Origin of the sequence: Paraburkholderia sp. 22099 (genome assembly GCF_052045835.1) — a bacterium.
In the GTDB taxonomy this organism is placed as follows: domain Bacteria; phylum Pseudomonadota; class Gammaproteobacteria; order Burkholderiales; family Burkholderiaceae; genus Paraburkholderia; species Paraburkholderia terricola.
The window spans coordinates 84,191-101,292 of record NZ_JBQEPU010000025.1 but is presented as its reverse complement, the minus strand read 5'-3'; the positions used below and the strand labels follow the sequence as shown (position 1 = coordinate 101,292).

The window sequence follows — 17,102 nt, the reverse complement described above, 5'->3', positions numbered from 1 at the left end:
GCTGAGTGCGTCCGTCGGGTTCTCTTCGTCATCTTCAAGGTTCCTTTGTCGGCATTATCGCCGCCTCAGGCCCCGAGCGTTTCACTTATCCGGCTGTCCGAATTTGCGCGGCCACCTCTTCTCGAAGTTAAAGCGAAGGGAATTAGCGACGGCTGGGAGTCGGAACTGCGATTGTGCTTTGACGAAATCCTGCCGGCCAGATTCGTGTGGTCATATGTGAACGGATTTTATGACCTGAAAATACCCACTCAACTGCGTCTGTCTACTGAAGTGCTCGGGGGAGTCTGGGATGCTCTAATTTCGAGGCGTGTCGATTTGGCGGTCGGAACCGTCGGGGAGCCGCCGCTCGATCCGAACATCATCGCACGCCCGATTGGAACGCTCAATCATGTATTCGTCACGGCGCTGGATCATCCACTCGCGAGCATCCCAGAGCCATTGGAGAGCGAGACGATTGCGCGATATCGAGGTGTTGTCATGAGCGACACGTCCCGTGAGCTGGATCCCCAAGCCGTAGCTATCCACGAGGGACAACCGCTCATCTTCGTGTCGACTCGCGAAGCCAAACTCGAAGCACTCTGCGAAGGTATTGCGGTCGGCATGCTCCCCGAGCCGTTGGCCGAAGGGTTGATACGCAAAGGGAAGCTGGTTGCGCGCCGCATTGTGGGCGTACGCGAATACTCGAATTGCTATCTCGCTTGGCGCAGAGACAAGGCCGGGAACGCATTGAACTGGTGGATCGATCAGCTTGACCAAGCCGATCTGATTGGCCGGTTATTCGCACAGATTCGGTAGCGGTCGACCAACGCAGCCTGGCGGTTCGCGCGGGCCATTCCCAAGGCGTTTCGGTTCGCTACGCTGACAATTGTCGCCGCATCGGTCTGCGGAGACGCGGATGCATGCAGCCCAAACCCGGCTGTCTGAGACTCGAGGCGGGCTTCCTGGCGCCGCGCAGGGAACCTAATGAGGGGGATAACACACGACTGAGCGTCCGCTATCGGTCGATTCGGTCGTCCCTTGTGGGTCGATCAGCGACAATCACAGACAGCCAAGCCATCGTTGCAAACCGTCAGCCGCCTGGATCATTTCGCTAACCGTGTCATCGGTTTTCGACTTACCTAGCGCGGATTTTCACCTTGCGTGGCATCGCCCAGCAAAGCAGCCGCCCCTGGGCGGGGCGGCGGTCGTTCAAGCTTCGGGAGTACCCGGCGGTATGCTCACCGGCGAAGTAGCAGACGCGACGTCAGCTTCATCGCTGGCCGATGCGTCCGTCGAACCGACTTGCGGCTTGCCATCCGCATCATGCTGCGAGCCGGCCTGCGAAGCCACCTCGGCATCCCCGGACGAAGCCGCCGCATCGGCAGACGCATTCACCGCGCCGCCCGCCGCTTTCGACGCGCCGCGCGCCGCGCGATGCGCCTGCAAACGCTGCGCACCCGCGGCTTCCTGCGCCGTGACCTTGCCCGCCTCGGCGCCCGTCAGATCGACACGCGCCGCACCTTCGACCAGACACTTCCAGTAGCGGCTGCCACGGCACCACGTCTTGATCGCGTCGCGCAACTCCGCTTCGTTCAGCGACAGTTCCTTCGCGTGCGCGACGAGGTCCTCGAAGATGCCGACCTTCAACGGCAGCTTGGGCGCCGGATTCTTCGGGAAGGCATTCGGAAAATGTTTTTGCAGTCTGCCAATCGACTTCACCACCGGGTCCACCGGCTTCGCGTCCGCGGGCCTCGGCTGCGCCGCGGGATTGGCGGCGGCTTCGGGCGCGCCACGGCGCGCATGCGCCGGCTTGCGCGCAGGCCTCGCGTCCGGCCGCGCATCGGGCTTCGCGCCGGACTTGGCAGCGGGCTTGGAACCGGGCCGGGCACCCGACCTGGCGCCCTCGGACTTGGCACCCGGCTTCGCGGCGGGTGCCGCTTCCGCGCGGGCCGCGGCCAGTTGCTTCTTCAGTTCAGCGAGTTGTTCGAAACCCATGGCGCACAATCAATCGGAGGAAACCGAGATTGTAGCAGCGTGTGGCGACACGCTCATGACGCCGCTTGCGGGGCGCGGCCCTGCGGGAGCGGCGCGATCCTCCCGCGCGGCGTCTGAAACCGATTTTCTGGCGTATTCCTGTAGCGCCGCGCGCGTTTCAGCGGATCGGCGACACAGGGGACGCCATGCCCTCGGTCGGCAACGCCGCGCCCTCATACGTTTTCAGCCCAGAGACGCAAACGCACAAGCCTGGTCGACCCTCGTTATTGCGCAGCGAAAGCCCGAGCCGATGCCGCTCGGCGATCCGCGACACGATCGCAAGGCCTAGCCCACTGCCCTCCCCCTGCGCGTCCTCGCCTCGATAGAAACGGTCGAAAACACGTTCGAGCTCCGCCTCGGGTATGCCTGAGCCGCTATCCACCACATCGAATCCCACGCGCTCCGCCGAGCGCCTCAGGATCACGTCGACTCGACCGCCGCGCGGCGTATGGCGGATCGCGTTGTTGATCAGATTGCCCAACAGCACGCTCATTCCGTGCGGATCGGCGAGCACGGTGTAAGCATCGTCGGCCGTGCGGGCGTGCTCGCATTCGAGACCGAGGTCGATCTCCTTGGCCTCGGCCAGCAACGAACAATCGCCCACCACCTGCTCACCGATCCGGCGCAAGCTCACGGGCGTCATCGAGGTGACCGGATGCGCGTCCTCACGCGCCAGCGTCAACAATTGCTGGACCAGGTGAATCATCCGGTTCACGCGCCCCTCGACGCGTTCCAGCGTCTGCCCCTCGCCCTTCAACGAGCCGTCGCGCGAGGCCGCCTGCAATTGCAGCTTCAAGGCGGCGAGCGGCGAGCGCAACTCATGCGCGGCATCGGCGATGAAGGTGCGCTGCGCCTGCGATGCGGCGTTCAGGCGCTGCAGGAGATCGTTGAGCGCGACCACCAGCGGCGTGATTTCGACCGGCACGGTGCCGTCGAGACGCAGCGGTTCGAGCGAATCGATCGAACGCGTCGACAGCGCGCGCGACAGTCCGCCGATCGGCGCGAGCCCGCGCGCCACCACCAACAGCACCAGCGCGACCGTCACCGGCACCAGCACGCCGAGCGGCCACAGCGTATGCAGCGCCAGTTGCATCGCCAGGTCGTCGCGCACGGACACCGGCTGCGCCACCTGAACGTAGCGGTCGGCCTGCTGCAATCCGAACGCGCGCCAGTGGTACTCGCCGGTCTCCACGGTATTGAAGCCCACGGGCAGACGCGCGAACACCGGCTCCTGCATCGAGTGATAGACGAGCTTGCCGGAACGGTCCCAGATCTCGATGACGAGCCGGTCGTCGGCCAGGTCGCCCAGGTCGGGCTGGCGATCGCCCTCGCCCGCGCCGGCCAGATTCGCGGGCAGCGACAGCGCCACCGTGCGCAGTTCATAGTCGAACAGTTCGCCGGCCTCGACGCGCGCCGTGTGAAAGATGCCGTAGGCGGCCACGCCCGACGCCGCGGCGAGGCCGAAGATGAGCCAGCCGAGCAGCCAGCGGCGGATCGATCTCACCCGCATCGTTTCAGACGGTAGCCCACGCCGCGCACGGTTACCACCTGGTCCGCGCCGATCTTGCGCCGCAGGCTGTGCACGTGCACCTCGATCGTATTGCTGCCGACTTCCTCGCCCCAGCCGTACAGCTTCTCTTCCAGTTCGGTCTTGGTGAACACGCGCGTGGGCTCCTCGATCAGCGCTTGCAGGAGCGCGAATTCGCGCGGCACGAGCGGCAACGGTTCGCCGGCCTTGGTGACTTCGTGCGCCGCCGGGTCGAGCGTGAGTTCGCCGTGCGTATAGACGGGCTGCTTGTGGCCGGTGCGCCGCCGCAATAGCGCACGCACGCGCGCGCCGAGTTCGTCGAGGTCGAAGGGTTTGATCAGGTAATCGTCGGCGCCCGCATCGAGGCCGCGGATGCGTTCTTCCACCGCGTCGCGCGCGGTCAGGATGATCACCGGCGCGGCGCCGCCGTTCTTGCGGTAGGCGCCGAGCAGGTCGATGCCGTCCTTCTGCGGCAAGCCGAGATCGAGCAGTACGAGGTCGTACACGCCGTTGCCCAGCGACAATTCCGCCGCTCGGCCGTCACTGGCCCAATCGATCGCGTAACCGGCGCGGCGCATCGCGCCCAGCACCGTCTCCGCGATCATGTCGTCGTCCTCGACCAATAGCAGACGCATCGCCTCTCTTCCCCCGTTTTGCCCGCACTGTAGTCCGCTAGCTTAACGCGTCCTGGTGCTTGCACAGGGGCGATTCAGCGCCCGGTGCGCCTTCATGTTCTTCGTCAGCGTTCTTCTTCATCGCTCCGGTTCATGGAGCGATATACCGACATACGCGGGCGCGGCCGCATCGCGCGACGCGCTTGCCCGCGCCCGGCTCGGCTGGGAGCGCGAGCCGGCCGTCACCGTCATACCGGCTTGATGTCCGCCGCCTGCTTGCCTTTCGGCCCTTGCTTGATTTCGAAGCTGACCTTCTGGTTTTCCTGCAACGATTTGAAGCCCTCGCTGCGGATTTCGGAGAAATGCGCGAACAGGTCTTCGCCACCGTCATCGGGTGTGATGAAGCCAAAGCCCTTCGCGTCGTTGAACCACTTCACTGTACCGGTTGGCATGTCGATTCCTATGTGTATCCAGGTTGATGGGGCTGCATGTCGCCGTCTTTCGTCCGCTGATTCGACCAGCGCCGGCGCCCCGGGCACTACCGCAGCAGCGCTTCGTGCGCGGTCGATGACGCGGACATTCGCCGGCTCATGCCACTGCGGCTCGACTCTACGCCTCTTTACATGACGTTGCCGTGATGGCTGCCGTGATGGCTGCCGTGACCGCCGCCGTGGCTGCTGCTGTGACTACCTTCGTGAGATTTTCGCCGTGACCTCCGCATGACTTTCGCTATCGCGTCTACTCGCGTCGCAAGACGCGTGCCTCGCGCGAGCCGTGGCAGGCGCCGATGCGATTTCGCGCAATCAGATAAGATAATCGGAATCGGCAATCCACTCTGGTCGCGCAGGTTCATCCGACCGCCACACGGTCGCGCGGCTATCGTTTTCGCCTATCCAGGCTTTCCCACATACAGGAACTCAGCATGGCCATTTCGAGCTATACCGATACCCGACTTCTGATCAACGGCGAGTGGTGCGATGCCGCAAGCGGCAAGACGCTCGACGTCATCAACCCGGCCACGGGCCAGCCCATCGGCAAGGTGGCGCACGCCGGCATCGCCGATCTGGACCGCGCGCTCGCCGCCGCGCAACGCGGCTTCGAAGCCTGGCGCAAGGTTCCGGCCAACGAACGCGCGACCACCATGCGCAAGGCCGCGGGCTTCGTGCGCGAGCGCGCCGCCGACATCGCCCGCCTGATGACGCAGGAACAGGGCAAGCCGTTCGCCGAAGCGCGCGTCGAAGTGCTCGCCGCGGCGGACATCATCGAATGGTTTGCCGACGAAGGTCGCCGCGTGTACGGCCGCATCGTGCCGTCGCGCAATCTGTCCGCGCAGCAACTGGTGCTCAAGGAACCGATCGGTCCGGTGGCCGCGTTCACGCCGTGGAATTTCCCGGTCAACCAGATCGTGCGCAAGCTGAGCGCGGCGCTCGCAAGCGGCTGTTCGTTCCTCGTCAAGGCGCCGGAGGAAACCCCGGCGTCGCCGGCCGGTCTGTTGCAGGCGTTCGTCGACGCCGGCGTGCCGCCGGGCACGGTCGGCCTCGTGTTCGGCGATCCGGCCGAGATTTCGAGCTACCTGATTCCGCACCCGGTCATCCGCAAGGTGACGTTCACCGGCTCCACGCCGGTCGGCAAGCAATTGGCCGCACTCGCCGGCGCGCACATGAAACGCGCCACGATGGAACTGGGCGGTCATGCGCCGGTGATCGTCGCCGAAGATGCCGACGTGGCGCTCGCCGTGAAAGCGGCCGGCGGCGCGAAATTCCGCAATGCGGGCCAGGTCTGCATCTCGCCTACCCGCTTCCTGGTGCACAACAGCATCCGCGAGGAGTTCGCCGCGGCGTTGGTCAAGCATGCCGAAGGTCTCAAGCTCGGCGACGGTCTCGCGGAAGGCACGACGCTCGGGCCGCTCGCCAACGCGCGCCGTCTCAGCGCGATGAGCAAGATGCTCGATGACGCGCGCAAGACCGGCGCCACGGTCGCGACCGGTGGCGAACGCGTGGGCTCGGAAGGCAACTTCTTCGCGCCGACCGTGCTCACCAACGTGTCGCTCGAAGCCGACGTGTTCAACAACGAGCCGTTCGGCCCGATCGCGGCGATCCGCGGCTTCGACAAGCTCGAAGAGGCGATCGCCGAAGCGAACCGGCTGCCGTTCGGCCTCGCCGGCTATGCGTTCACGAAGTCGTTCAGCAACGTGCATCTGCTGTCGCAGCAACTGGAAGTCGGCATGCTGTGGATCAACCAGCCGGCCACGCCTTCCCCGGAAATGCCGTTTGGCGGCGTGAAGGATTCGGGTTACGGTTCGGAAGGCGGCCCGGAAGCGATGGAAGCGTACCTGGTCACCAAGGCGGTTTCGGTGATGGCGGCTTAAGCGCCCGAAGCGGCCTAAGGCTGGTTTTTCAGGCCTCTTCGCTTGCCATGAAGGTCCGCGGGCGTTTGCCCGCGGACCTTTTTTCTTGTGCTCGACCACCAACACGCCTGAACTCATGCAACCCACGCTGACTGGAACCATCGTCGAACTCAGGCCGCTTCGGCGGGAACACGCAAGCGCGCTGCTCGACGCCGCCGCGGACGGTGAACTCTGGAACATGACGCTGACCGTGGTGCCGGGACCGGACACCATCGGCGGCTATCTGGCAACCGCACTCGAAGGATGCGCGGCCGGCACCGTGATGCCGTTCGTGATCGTGAAGCGCGATACGGGCGCGATTGTCGGCAGCACGCGGTTCTGGAAAATCGATCGCGTGAATCGCAAGCTCGAAATCGGCCACACGTGGTTGAGCGCGTCCGTGCAGCGCTCGGCGGTGAACACCGAGGCGAAATATCTGTTGCTGTGTCACGCGTTCGAAGCGATGCAATGCGTGCGCGTGCAGTTCACCACCGACGAACTCAACGAGAAATCACGCGCGGCGATTCTGCGCATCGGCGCGAAGCAGGAAGGTGTGGTCCGGCATGAGCGCATCATGCCGGACGGACGCAAGCGCAACTCGGTGCGCTTCAGCATCATCGATGACGAGTGGCCTGAGGTGAAGACTGTGCTCGAAGGGAAACTGGGGCGGTGATACGGCCCAGCCACTCCCCGCCAGCACAAAGCTTCACGTTCAAACGTGCGCGTCGCGCTCGCTGAGCGGCTGCGCTTTCGCCACCGTGAACTCCTCGCGCAACGCGTCGCGCGCGTGATGCCGGCGCACCCATAGCGCGGTGAGGATCGGCACGAGAATCGCCGTGACGAGGCAGGCCGTCGCGACCATCGCGGTCGCGGCCGGCACGAGCGGCTTGAAGCTCGGAATCATCTCGCCGATGATCGCGGGGTTCGCCACCGCGGCGCCCGCCGTCGACGAGGCCGCGAGGCCCGCCGCGCCATTGCCGCCCGCGATCCAGCGGTCGGCGAGAATCAGCGGAATGCCGGTCACGACGATCACCGCGAGACCGAGCAGGACGCCCGGCAGACCGCTCTTCGCGATCACGTTCAGGTCGATGCCGTTGCCGAGCGCGAAGCCGAAGAACGGAATCAGCGGATGCACGCAGCGGCCGAAGAACTCCCGCAGCTCGCTATCGAGGTTGCCCAGCACGAACCCCACGAGAAACGGCAGCACCGCGCCGACGAAAAGCCGCGGCTCGAAGAACGCGACGCCGGCCGCGCCGAGAATGATCATGCTGACGAGTGGCCCCGATTCGACCGACATCAGCACGAACGCGCCCGCCTCTTCCTTGGTGCCGTATTGCTGCATCACCGCGGCATAGAGGCCGCCGTTGGTCATGTCCATCGACGTGGTGATCGCCAGCACCGACAGGCCGGCGAAGAGGCCCGCCTTGATGCCGTCGACGGGAATGAAATGCGATGCGACGAGCGTCGCGATCCACGCCACCACCATCTTGGTGACGAGCAGCGTGCCCGACTTGCGCAGCACCGTGCCGGTCGCCCGCAGGTCGATCGTCGCGCCCATGCAGAAGAACCACACCGCCAGAATCGGCACGGTGCCGCTGATCAAACCATTGGTAAACGAGCCGAAGTATTTCCCCGCGCCCGGCGCAAACGTGTGGACACAAGCGCCGAGCAGCAACGGCACCAGCATCAGACCGCCTGGAATGCGGTCGATGGCCTTCTTGATCTTCATGCCTCCTCCGTGGACTTCGCGTCCAGTTATCGGGTGGGTTACCCGGGGTAATGTCCCGGTCTTACGCCGGGCTGCTCCCTTTCGGCGCAATATAACATCGTGAAAGGAACACTGTTCCGATTCTCTTTGAATTTCGGATCATCGTTTACCCGAGCGATCCTGAAACACCGCACCATTACTCGACAGACCCCGCAATATTTTTTGGACCATCGTTCCGAAACGCGAATTCTGCGTTAAAGTCGAGCCCACACATCCGCCTCGATGCGGCATGGCGAGGCGCCCAATCAGACCGGAGACAGAACAATGGAAGTGAGACAGGCCATCAACAGCGAGTACGCAAAGACGCTCGATACCGCGGGGCTGCGCAAGGAATTTCTCGTCGACCAGGTGTTCGAGCGCGACGCGCTGCGGCTCACGTATAGCCACATCGACCGCATCATCGTCGGCGGCGTGTGGCCGGCCACGCGCGCCGTCGAAGTGCCCGCCTCGCTCGGCAAGGCGATCGGCGTCGGCTATCTGCTGGAGCGCCGCGAACTCGGCGCGATCAACATCGGCGGCGACGGCTGGGTCGACGTGGACGGCACGCGTCATATCGTGCGCAACGAAGAGGCGATCTACATCGGCAAGGGCGCGCAAGCCGTCGCGTTCGGCAGCGACGACGTCGCCCATCCCGCGAAGTTTTATCTGAACTGCGCGCCCGCGCACGAGACGCATCCGACCCGCACGATCTCGCTCGCGCAAGCTTCGCCGCAAACGCTCGGCGACCCGGCCACGAGCAACCGCCGCACGATCTACAAGTTCATCGTCCCTGAAGTGCTGCCCACCTGCCAGCTTTCGATGGGCATGACCAAGCTCGAACCCGGCAGCCTCTGGAACACGATGCCGTGCCACACGCACGAGCGTCGCATGGAGGTGTATTTCTATTTCAACGTCGCCGACGACGCCGCCGTCTTCCACATGATGGGCGAGCCGAACGAGACGCGCCATATCGTCGTGCACAACGAGCAGGCCGTGATCTCGCCGAGCTGGTCGATTCACTCGGGCGTCGGCACGCGCGCGTACACGTTCATCTGGGGCATGGTCGGCGAAAACCAGGTGTTCGGCGATATGGACCACATCGCCGTGCGCGATCTGCGGTGATCGACATGACGCTCTCCCTTCACGACAATCCGCGCACGATATGAGCCAGAAAACAGTGAACCCCTTCGATCTGACCGGCAAGGTCGCCATCGTCACCGGCAGCAATACGGGCCTTGGCGCGGGCATGGCGGTGGCGCTCGCGTCGGCCGGCTGCGACATCGTCGGCGTGAGCCGCGGCGACGCCGGCGACACACCCGCGCGCGTGCAGGCGGCAGGCCGCCGTTTCGCGGACGTGCGCGCCGATCTTGCCTCGATCGCGCCTATCGAGGACATCGTGCGCGCGGCGGTCGAGGCATTCGGCCGCGTCGACGTGCTCGTGAACAACGCGGGCATCATCCGCCGCGAAGACGCGCTCGCGTTCGGCGAGGACGACTGGGACGCGGTCATGGACGTCAATCTGAAGAGCGTCTTCTTTCTTTCGCAAGCCGTCGCGCGGCAGTTCGTCAAGCAGCAAGGCGGCGGCAAGATCGTCAACATCGCGTCGATGCTGTCGTTCCAGGGCGGCATACGGGTCGCCTCCTACACGGCGTCGAAAAGCGGCGTGCTCGGTCTCACGCGCCTGCTCGCGAACGAGTGGGCCGCGCGCGGCGTCAACGTGAACGCAATCGCGCCGGGCTACATGGCGACCGCGAACACCGCGGCGTTGCGCGACGACGCGCAGCGCAACGACGAGATTCTCGGCCGCATTCCGGCCGGCCGCTGGGGCACGCCCGACGACCTCGCGGGACCGGTCGTGTTTCTCGCGTCGTCCGCCTCGGACTACGTGCATGGCCATACGCTCGCGGTGGACGGCGGCTGGCTCGCGCGCTAGCTCGGCAGACGGCATCGGAAGCGGTATGCTTCTGATGCGGCGCGCGCGTTGACACGTTGACACGCCGACGCGGCTGACGTGGGCAGGCATCGACAGGGAATGACGGAAATGGCAGCAATGGGCAAGCAGCGCAAGGACGCCGCCACGCACGACGCGGAAAGCGCGGATTGTGTCGGCATGAGCGGTGAATCGGCTTCATCGGTCGGCCGGGTGTTCGCGATTCTCGGGGCGATCGGCGACAGCGGAGAAATCGGCATCAGCGACCTGTCGCAACGGCTCGGCATGTCGAAAACCACGGTGCACCGCGTGATCCAGACGCTGAAGGCGCTCGGCTACGTGACGCAGGAAATCGAAACCGAGCGCTACCGGCTCACCATTCGTCTGTTCGAACTCGGCGCGAAGGCGCTGGAGAGCGTCGATCTCGTGCGCGAGGCCGACGTCGAGATGCGCCGCATCGGTCAGATCACGCGCGAGGCGGTCCACCTCGGTGCATTCGACGAAGACGCGATCATCTACATTCACAAGATCGACGCCGACTACGGGCTGCGCATGCAGTCGCGCATCGGCCGCCGCAATCCGCTGCACAGCACGGCGATCGGCAAGGTGCTGCTCGCGTGGATGGACCCGGCCGAGGCGCGCGAAGTGCTCTCGCACGTGGAATTTCGCAAGTCGACGCAAAAGACGCTCGCTTCCGCCGAAGCCGTGCTGAGCATTCTGCCGCACGTGCGCGAGCAAGGTTACGGCGAGGACAACGAGGAACAGGAGGAAGGGCTTCGGTGTCTCGCGGTGCCGGTATTCGACCGCTTCGGCCGCGTGATCGCCGGCCTGTCGATTTCGTTTCCGACGATGCGCTGCGGCGCCGACACCAAATCGCACTACGTCGCGCTGCTCAAGCAGTCGGGTCTTGCGATCTCCACACGGCTCGGCTATCGCGAAGCGACCGCCGCCGCCGAGCATGCGGCCGCCGAGCCGGGCTGAGCGGCCAGGCCCAACGCGCGGCAGGCATCGAGCGGCGCGAGAGTCGACGCGCCCGCCGCGCGAACATTCAAGGCAGCATCCGCTGCATAACCCGATCCTTCAGCACGAAGCGATGAAAGAGCGCCCCGCCGACGTGCAAGACAATCAGCGCGAACAGCACCCAGGCCAGCACGCCATGAATGTCGCCCATTTCATGAGCGACAGGCGAGCCGACTGGTGCGATCGCCGGATAAGGCAGCACGCCGAATAGCCTGATCAACCAGTCGCGCGAGGATGCATTGGCCCAGCCCAGCACCGGCACGATCACCAGCGCGAGATACAGCAACCCATGCGTGACGTTCGACACGATCCGCAGAGAAGGTGAAACGTCCGCGGGCGCGGGCGAATGCGTGAGACGCCAGACGATTCGCAACGCCACCGCTGCAATCAGCGTGGCGCCCACGCCGAGGTGCCATGCGATCAGGCCGTCCGGCCGCGTGTCCTTGTGAATCTCCGGCATGGTCCAGCCGATCACGAACTGGGCCGAGATCAGCAGGACCACCAGCCAGTGCAAGAACTTCGCTACGCCGTCGTAACCCGCCGTATAAGGGCGAAAAAGATCGGCTTGGTCGGATTGCATTTTCATGAGCGTTTGTCGCCGTCGTTTAGCGGTTGGTTGGGGATGCAGGTCACGCCGGCATAAAGAATCGCGGGCGCATGCGCCGGGTATGCTACACACGCAACCTTAAGAATTGCTGATGCGCATCTGTCGGCGCGCTGCGCGTGCGCGGCCGCTAGGTCCATTGATAATCCGCTACAGGCGATCTTGCGTCGTTGCGCGAGCGCAAGATCATCCACGCAGTCTGCAACCGAATGTATCCGCTGAGCAAAGTCGCCGGCCCCTGAACGCGCCCGGCAGCGCCGGATGCCGCAGCCGTCCTCTTTTCCATAACGCGCTCAACGGGTTGCCGGCAACTGCTTGCTGGCGCATCGCTCCGCCGCGCGCCTTTCCAACGCCCTCCTGCCCACGTCCGCGCTCCGGCGACAGCGGATCGAATCGACACGTCCTGTTACACACGAACACATCGGTAATGCGACGGCTCAGTAGAGTTCCGATCAACAAGGAAAGGGAGCAAGGTCATGAAACGAATTCTCGCGCTGGTCATATTGGCGGTAACGCTCGGCAGCGCCTTGAGCGCTTGCATCGTGGTGCCCGCAGGCGGCGGCTATCACGACCATTACCGCTATCGCGACCGTTACTAAGCCCGTTACTAAGCCGGTTACCAAGCCCGTTACCAAGCTCGTTACCAAGCTCGATCCGCGCAGTCCCGCATCCCGCGGTGCAAACTCAATCGTAAAACCCGAGAATAAAACATGAGTCATTCACGAAACCGCTGGCTGTCCATGGCGATCGTTGCAGGTCTGGGGATCGGCGCATCGTCGGTCGCGCTCGCGCACGTCGATGTGGGCGTCGGTGTGAACATCGGCGTTCCGGGCGTCGCTTACGCGCCCGAGCCGGTCTATGCGCCACCCCCCCCGGTGTATGCGCCTCCTCCCGTGGTGGTCATCAGCCCCGGCTGGTACGGCGAGCGCTATTACGACGGTCATCGCTATTGGGAGCGGCGCGACTGGGAAGCGCATCACCGTGGCGGACGCGAATGGCACGAAGCCCGCGGACCGCGCGGCGACTGGCACGACGGCGGGCGCGACTACGGCTACGGGCGCGGCTACGGCGGCCCGCGCGGCGATTGGCGCGGCGATGGTCATGGTCACGGCGAGGGCCGCGGTCACGGCGACCATTGATACGCGGCACCCGGCGGCATCATCGGCCACGCCGGGCCGCACACGCATGAGCGTCACCCACTTTGAGGAGCGACGATTTGCTAAGCAGCGATCCCCGGCGTGTCACCGCGCAAGTCGACGGCGTGCTCATGTGCGCCGAATACAGTGAATTGACCGGCCAATTGTGCTTGCGTCAGGATGGCGCGTTGCTGCGCGAATGGTTTCCGCCTCATTCGTGGATCGCGATTGCATCCGCGGCGGGGGCGCGGCATTGGGGCACGCGGCCGACCGATGAAGATCTGCTCGCGCTGTTGCGCAATGAAGTGACGTTGTTGCGTGGAGCTTAGGTTAAAACTTAGATGCGAGACGGACGAAGCACGCGGCGAGGCGCTCGCCGCGTGCTTCGTTGGATGCTTCGTTGACTGCTTCAACGCGCGTTATAAATCGGCGGCGAATACGAACTGACCGTGGTATCGCGGCCATGTCCGGCTTGCCACGTGCCGTGGCTACCCGAACCATATCCGCTGGTGTCGGCTTGAGCCGCGTTTTGCGGGTCGGAGGTCCGCGCTTGCGTGGCTTGAACGTCTTGCGAAGCCGGCTGAGCGGACGACTGCGCAAACGAAGCAAGCGGCGCGGCAAGAACGACAGCGATAGCAACAGCTTGAATGAGCGATTTCATGTAACCACCTCCAGAGATTGTCTTTGTACGCGCTGCCGATGCGGCTTGTGTTGCAGCGATGAAGGCAGTGTAGGTGGCCGGCCTTACGGGATAAATCCGCTAATCATGAATTCACTGTTGCTTCGCGCACGACAATGAAAAACGTCCTGATCGGGCGTTCCTTCGCACGCACTCGGCGCCGGACACATTCAATCGCCGACGCCCTCCCCATTCGCTCTAAACGGCGGCGACCCCCACGTAGTTTTCCGCCATGACCGTGGCCGCCGCGCGCGACGTGGTCACGTATTCGAGTTCGGCCACCTGAAGCTGCTGCTCGAACGGCGACGCGCCTTCGATACGATGCATCATGCTCGTCATCCAGTAAGAGAAGTGCTCGGCGCGCCAGATGCGCTTGAGCGCGGTTTCGCTATAGCTGTCGAGCAGATCGGTGCGATTTTCCACGTAGAACGCCTTCAACGCGCGGGTGAGCACGCGCACATCGGCGACGGCGAGATTCATCCCTTTCGCGCCGGTGGGCGGCACGATATGCGCGGCGTCCCCGGCAAGAAAGAGCCGGCCATGCTGCATCGTGGCCGACACGAAACTACGCATGCCGACAATGTTCTTCTGAAAGATCTTGCCGTCGACAAGCTTCTGGCCGTCGTGCGAATCGACGCGCGCGTGCAGTTCCGCCCAGATTCTGTCGTCGGACCAATGGTCGACGGAGTCTTTCGGATCGCACTGGAAATACATGCGCTGCACGTTGCGCGAGCGCGTGCTGATCAGCGCAAAACCGCGTTCGTGCCGCGCATAGATCAATTCTTCCGAAGAAGGCGGCCCTTCGCACAAGATCCCGAACCAGCCGAATGGATAAACGCGTTCGAAGTCCTTGCGCAGCGCCTGCGGAATCGACGCGCGCGAGACGCCTTGCGAACCGTCGCAGCCGATCACGAAGTCGCATTGCAGTTCGCATGCTTCGCCTTCGTGGCGATAGCGGATCGAAGGCGAGTCGGTCTCGATGTCGTGCAGCGAGGTCTCCGACACGCCGAAACGCAGCGCCCCGCCCGCGGCGATACGCGCCGCGACCAGATCCTTGATCACTTCGTGCTGCGCGTAAACGGTGATCGAATGGCCGGTGAGTCCGGTCAGATCGATGCGCCGCCGCTTGCCCTCGAAAGCGAGTTCGAAGCCGTGATGCAGCGCGCCCTCCGCTTTCATGCGCGCGCCGACGCCGGCTTCGGTCAGCAGGTCCATCGTGCCCTGTTCGAGCACGCCGGCGCGAATGGTGGATTCGATCTGTTCGCGCGTGCGCGATTCGAGCACGACGGAGTCGATACCACGCAAATGAAGAAGATGGGAAAGCAGCAGGCCCGCGGGCCCGGCACCGATGATGCCAACCTGGGTGCGCATGAGTTGTCTCCTGAATGCGGCGATTGATTTGCGCCCAGTTTGACGATCATGCGCGGTATCGCGCAACGCGATATCGCGGATATGCCGTATGCCGATTCAAGATAGCAGGTCGACGTGCGAGCGTGGCGCCGAGGTGCACGTATGCACTCGAACGCCCTGCCGACAGAGCTTGCGGTCTCTTGCAACGATCACTGCTGTTCCACATCGCTTTAGCCGATCTCAAGGTAAACCCCGAACGGCAACCGGCTCCACCATTACGCAAGAAACAGGCGATACACGGGGTTTTGCGTCTCTTCCCAGTACGGATACCCCAGCGTCGCGAGAAAGCGTCCGAACTCGCTGTTCTCGCTGTCGGGCACCTGAATGCCGACGAGAATCGAGCTGTAGTCCGCGCCCTGGTTGCGATAGTGAAAGAGGCTGATATTCCAGTTCGGCGCCATCGACGACAGGAACTTCATCAGCGCGCCCGGCCGCTCGGGAAACTCGAAGCGGAACAGCCGTTCGTCATGCGCGAGCGGCGAGCGGCCGCCGACCATGTAGCGGATGTGCTGCTTCGAGAGTTCATCGAAGGTCAGGTCGACGGTCGCGAAGCCGTGCGCTTCAAACGCGCCCGCGATCTGCGCGGACTCGCTGCGGTTCCGGATCTGCACGCCGACGAAGATATGCGCCGAGCTCGCGTCCGCGATCCGGTAGTTGAACTCGGTGACGCTGCGCGTGCCGACCAGTTCGCAGAAGCGCCGGAAGCTGCCGCGCTCCTCGGGAATCGTCACGGCGAACACCGCCTCGCGCGCTTCCCCCACTTCGGCGCGTTCGGCCACGAAGCGCATGCGGTCGAAATTCATGTTCGCGCCCGACGTGATCGCGACCAGCGTCTGGTTCTCGATGCCTTCGCGCTCGGCATACTGCTTCGCGCCGGCCACCGCGAGCGAGCCGGCGGGCTCGAGCACGCTGCGGGTGTCCTGGAACACGTCCTTGATCGCCGCGCACAGCGCATCGGCGTTCACGAGCAGCACGTCGTCGAGATACTCGCGGCACAGGCGGAAGGTTTCCTCGCCGACCAGCTTCACCGCGGTGCCGTCCGAGAACAGGCCGACCTCGTTTAGCGTGACCCGCTCGCCGGCTTTCAGCGACGCGGCCATCGCGCACGAATCGTCGGTCTGCACGCCGATCACCTTGATCTCCGGGCGCACCGATTTCACGTACGCGGCGACGCCCGCCGCGAGTCCGCCGCCGCCGATCGGCACGAAGATCGCGTGAATCGGTCCCTGATGCTGGCTGAGAATTTCCATCGCGACGGTGCCCTGGCCGGCGATCACATACGGATCGTCGAACGGATGCACGAAGGTCAGGCCGCGCGCTTCCTGCAGCGTCAGCGCATGCGCGTACGCGTCGCTATACGACTCGCCCGACTGCACCACCTCGACGGTCGGCCCGCCATGCGCGCGCACCGCATCGACCTTCACCTGCGGCGTCGTCACCGGCACGACGATGATCGCCTTCACGCCCAGCCGTGCCGCCGACAGCGCCACGCCCTGCGCATGATTGCCCGCCGACGCGGTGATCACCCCGCGCTCCAGCGCCTCGGCCGGAATGTGCGCCATCTTGTTGTACGCGCCGCGCACCTTGAACGAGAACACCGGCTGGTTATCCTCGCGCTTCAGGTAGACCGGATTGCGCAGGCGCGCCGACAGATTCGGCGCGCGTTCCAGTTCGGTCTCGCGGGCCACGTCGTAGACGCGCGCGGTCAGGGTTTTCTTCAGGTAGTCGTGGCGCAGCGCCACGCTGTCGGCGGCTTCGGCAACCTGGTCGAGTTCGAATAGCGGCAAGGCAAGCTCCTGTGCGGCAAAAGCGGATCCAGCAGAGAGAGACCAGGAGGCAAGCAAGCGGACATAAAAAAACCCGCCTCGTGGGGCGGGTTAATGTGTCACTGCAAGCCGACGCGCGCTAACCCACCATTCGATGAATGATGCTAATAATCAGCGCAATACGGATGTCGAGGCAGTTCATGCGCCGGATCATCGTTGAGCTCGCGATGTTTGTCAAGGACGGTGCGCCGCCTGGGCGGCGCGCAAAC

At 64.4% G+C, this 17,102-nt stretch carries 18 protein-coding genes; 9 read left to right on the top strand and 9 right to left on the bottom strand.

Translation table 11 applies throughout. The features are described from left to right. The coding region (locus tag ACTJLC_RS22835) for a LysR substrate-binding domain-containing protein (protein ID WP_440845189.1) at window positions 1-795 on the top strand (795 nt) is incomplete at its 5' end. Window positions 796-1,188: 393 nt separating this feature from the next. On the opposite strand, the gene ACTJLC_RS22830 is transcribed toward ACTJLC_RS22835, so the two are convergent. The 4 genes from ACTJLC_RS22830 to ACTJLC_RS22815 form a co-directional block, all read right to left on the bottom strand. After that, window positions 1,189-1,974, bottom strand: a complete 786-nt coding sequence (locus tag ACTJLC_RS22830) for a ProQ/FinO family protein (protein WP_310132458.1) — start codon at window positions 1,972-1,974, stop codon at window positions 1,189-1,191. A 157-nt stretch (window positions 1,975-2,131) separates the two neighbouring features. Next, window positions 2,132-3,517 carry a sensor histidine kinase gene (locus ACTJLC_RS22825; RefSeq protein ID WP_310132663.1) on the bottom strand — a complete coding sequence of 462 codons (1,386 nt, stop codon included), beginning with the start codon at window positions 3,515-3,517 and terminating at the stop codon, window positions 2,132-2,134. Beyond that, window positions 3,514-4,176, bottom strand: a complete 663-nt coding sequence (locus ACTJLC_RS22820) for a response regulator (protein WP_310132454.1) — start codon at window positions 4,174-4,176, stop codon at window positions 3,514-3,516. The genes ACTJLC_RS22825 and ACTJLC_RS22820 overlap by 4 nt, the downstream gene beginning before the upstream one ends. 227 nt (window positions 4,177-4,403) lie before the next feature. After that, window positions 4,404-4,607 (bottom strand): cold-shock protein, encoded by a 204-nt coding sequence (locus tag ACTJLC_RS22815; RefSeq protein ID WP_007181784.1) that lies wholly within the window; start codon window positions 4,605-4,607, stop codon window positions 4,404-4,406. Between the two features lie 470 nt (window positions 4,608-5,077). Between ACTJLC_RS22815 and ACTJLC_RS22810 the strand changes: the two genes are divergently transcribed. Together ACTJLC_RS22810 and ACTJLC_RS22805 are read left to right on the top strand one after the other, a co-directional pair. Then, window positions 5,078-6,523: an NAD-dependent succinate-semialdehyde dehydrogenase gene (locus ACTJLC_RS22810; protein WP_310132452.1), complete on the top strand. Its 1,446-nt coding sequence runs from the start codon at window positions 5,078-5,080 to the stop codon at window positions 6,521-6,523. A 115-nt stretch (window positions 6,524-6,638) separates the two neighbouring features. Continuing rightward, complete coding sequence (locus ACTJLC_RS22805) at window positions 6,639-7,214, top strand: GNAT family N-acetyltransferase (RefSeq protein WP_310132449.1); 576 nt, start codon at window positions 6,639-6,641, stop codon at window positions 7,212-7,214. A gap of 39 nt (window positions 7,215-7,253) precedes the next feature. Here ACTJLC_RS22805 and kdgT read toward each other — a convergent pair whose 3' ends face one another. Then, window positions 7,254-8,270 carry a 2-keto-3-deoxygluconate transporter gene (gene kdgT / locus ACTJLC_RS22800; protein WP_114162516.1) on the bottom strand — a complete coding sequence of 339 codons (1,017 nt, stop codon included), beginning with the start codon at window positions 8,268-8,270 and terminating at the stop codon, window positions 7,254-7,256. Between the two features lie 303 nt (window positions 8,271-8,573). Here kdgT and kduI point away from each other — a divergent pair, with 303 nt between their 5' ends. From kduI to kdgR, 3 genes are all read left to right on the top strand, one after another. After that, window positions 8,574-9,410 (top strand): 5-dehydro-4-deoxy-D-glucuronate isomerase, encoded by an 837-nt coding sequence (kduI, locus tag ACTJLC_RS22795; RefSeq protein ID WP_073432815.1) that lies wholly within the window; start codon window positions 8,574-8,576, stop codon window positions 9,408-9,410. Between the two features lie 40 nt (window positions 9,411-9,450). Further along, on the top strand, window positions 9,451-10,221 hold the full coding sequence (gene kduD / locus ACTJLC_RS22790; protein WP_154873932.1) for a 2-dehydro-3-deoxy-D-gluconate 5-dehydrogenase KduD: 771 nt from the start codon (window positions 9,451-9,453) through the stop codon (window positions 10,219-10,221). A gap of 108 nt (window positions 10,222-10,329) precedes the next feature. Continuing rightward, on the top strand, window positions 10,330-11,199 hold the full coding sequence (gene kdgR, locus ACTJLC_RS22785) for a DNA-binding transcriptional regulator KdgR (RefSeq protein WP_310132661.1): 870 nt from the start codon (window positions 10,330-10,332) through the stop codon (window positions 11,197-11,199). A gap of 67 nt (window positions 11,200-11,266) precedes the next feature. Here the strand turns inward: kdgR and ACTJLC_RS22780 are convergent, their stop codons facing one another. Further along, the gene (locus ACTJLC_RS22780; protein WP_374710298.1) at window positions 11,267-11,824 is read right to left on the bottom strand and encodes a cytochrome b; all 558 of its coding nucleotides are present in this window, start codon (window positions 11,822-11,824) and stop codon (window positions 11,267-11,269) included. A gap of 494 nt (window positions 11,825-12,318) precedes the next feature. On the opposite strand from ACTJLC_RS22780, the gene ACTJLC_RS22775 reads away from it, so the two are divergent. The 3 genes from ACTJLC_RS22775 (at window position 12,319) to ACTJLC_RS22765 (ending at window position 13,307) form a co-directional block, all read left to right on the top strand. Then, a complete protein-coding gene (locus tag ACTJLC_RS22775) occupies window positions 12,319-12,441 on the top strand; it encodes a hypothetical protein (protein WP_268802013.1) in 123 nt (40 codons plus the stop codon). 111 nt (window positions 12,442-12,552) lie between these two features. Continuing rightward, window positions 12,553-12,981 carry a hypothetical protein gene (locus tag ACTJLC_RS22770; RefSeq protein WP_310132442.1) on the top strand — a complete coding sequence of 143 codons (429 nt, stop codon included), beginning with the start codon at window positions 12,553-12,555 and terminating at the stop codon, window positions 12,979-12,981. A 77-nt stretch (window positions 12,982-13,058) separates the two neighbouring features. After that, window positions 13,059-13,307, top strand: a complete 249-nt coding sequence (locus ACTJLC_RS22765) for a hypothetical protein (protein ID WP_073432821.1) — start codon at window positions 13,059-13,061, stop codon at window positions 13,305-13,307. A gap of 80 nt (window positions 13,308-13,387) precedes the next feature. Here ACTJLC_RS22765 and ACTJLC_RS22760 read toward each other — a convergent pair whose 3' ends face one another. The 3 genes from ACTJLC_RS22760 to ilvA all read right to left on the bottom strand — a co-directional run bounded on the left by ACTJLC_RS22760 (window position 13,388) and on the right by ilvA (window position 16,854). Further along, the gene (locus ACTJLC_RS22760) at window positions 13,388-13,639 is read right to left on the bottom strand and encodes a hypothetical protein (RefSeq protein ID WP_073432823.1); all 252 of its coding nucleotides are present in this window, start codon (window positions 13,637-13,639) and stop codon (window positions 13,388-13,390) included. Between the two features lie 216 nt (window positions 13,640-13,855). Then, window positions 13,856-15,028 carry a 4-hydroxybenzoate 3-monooxygenase gene (locus tag ACTJLC_RS22755; RefSeq protein WP_310132437.1) on the bottom strand — a complete coding sequence of 391 codons (1,173 nt, stop codon included), beginning with the start codon at window positions 15,026-15,028 and terminating at the stop codon, window positions 13,856-13,858. 254 nt (window positions 15,029-15,282) lie between these two features. Further along, on the bottom strand, window positions 15,283-16,854 hold the full coding sequence (gene ilvA, locus ACTJLC_RS22750; RefSeq protein ID WP_440845181.1) for a threonine ammonia-lyase, biosynthetic: 1,572 nt from the start codon (window positions 16,852-16,854) through the stop codon (window positions 15,283-15,285). Between the last annotated feature and the right edge of the window lie 248 nt (window positions 16,855-17,102).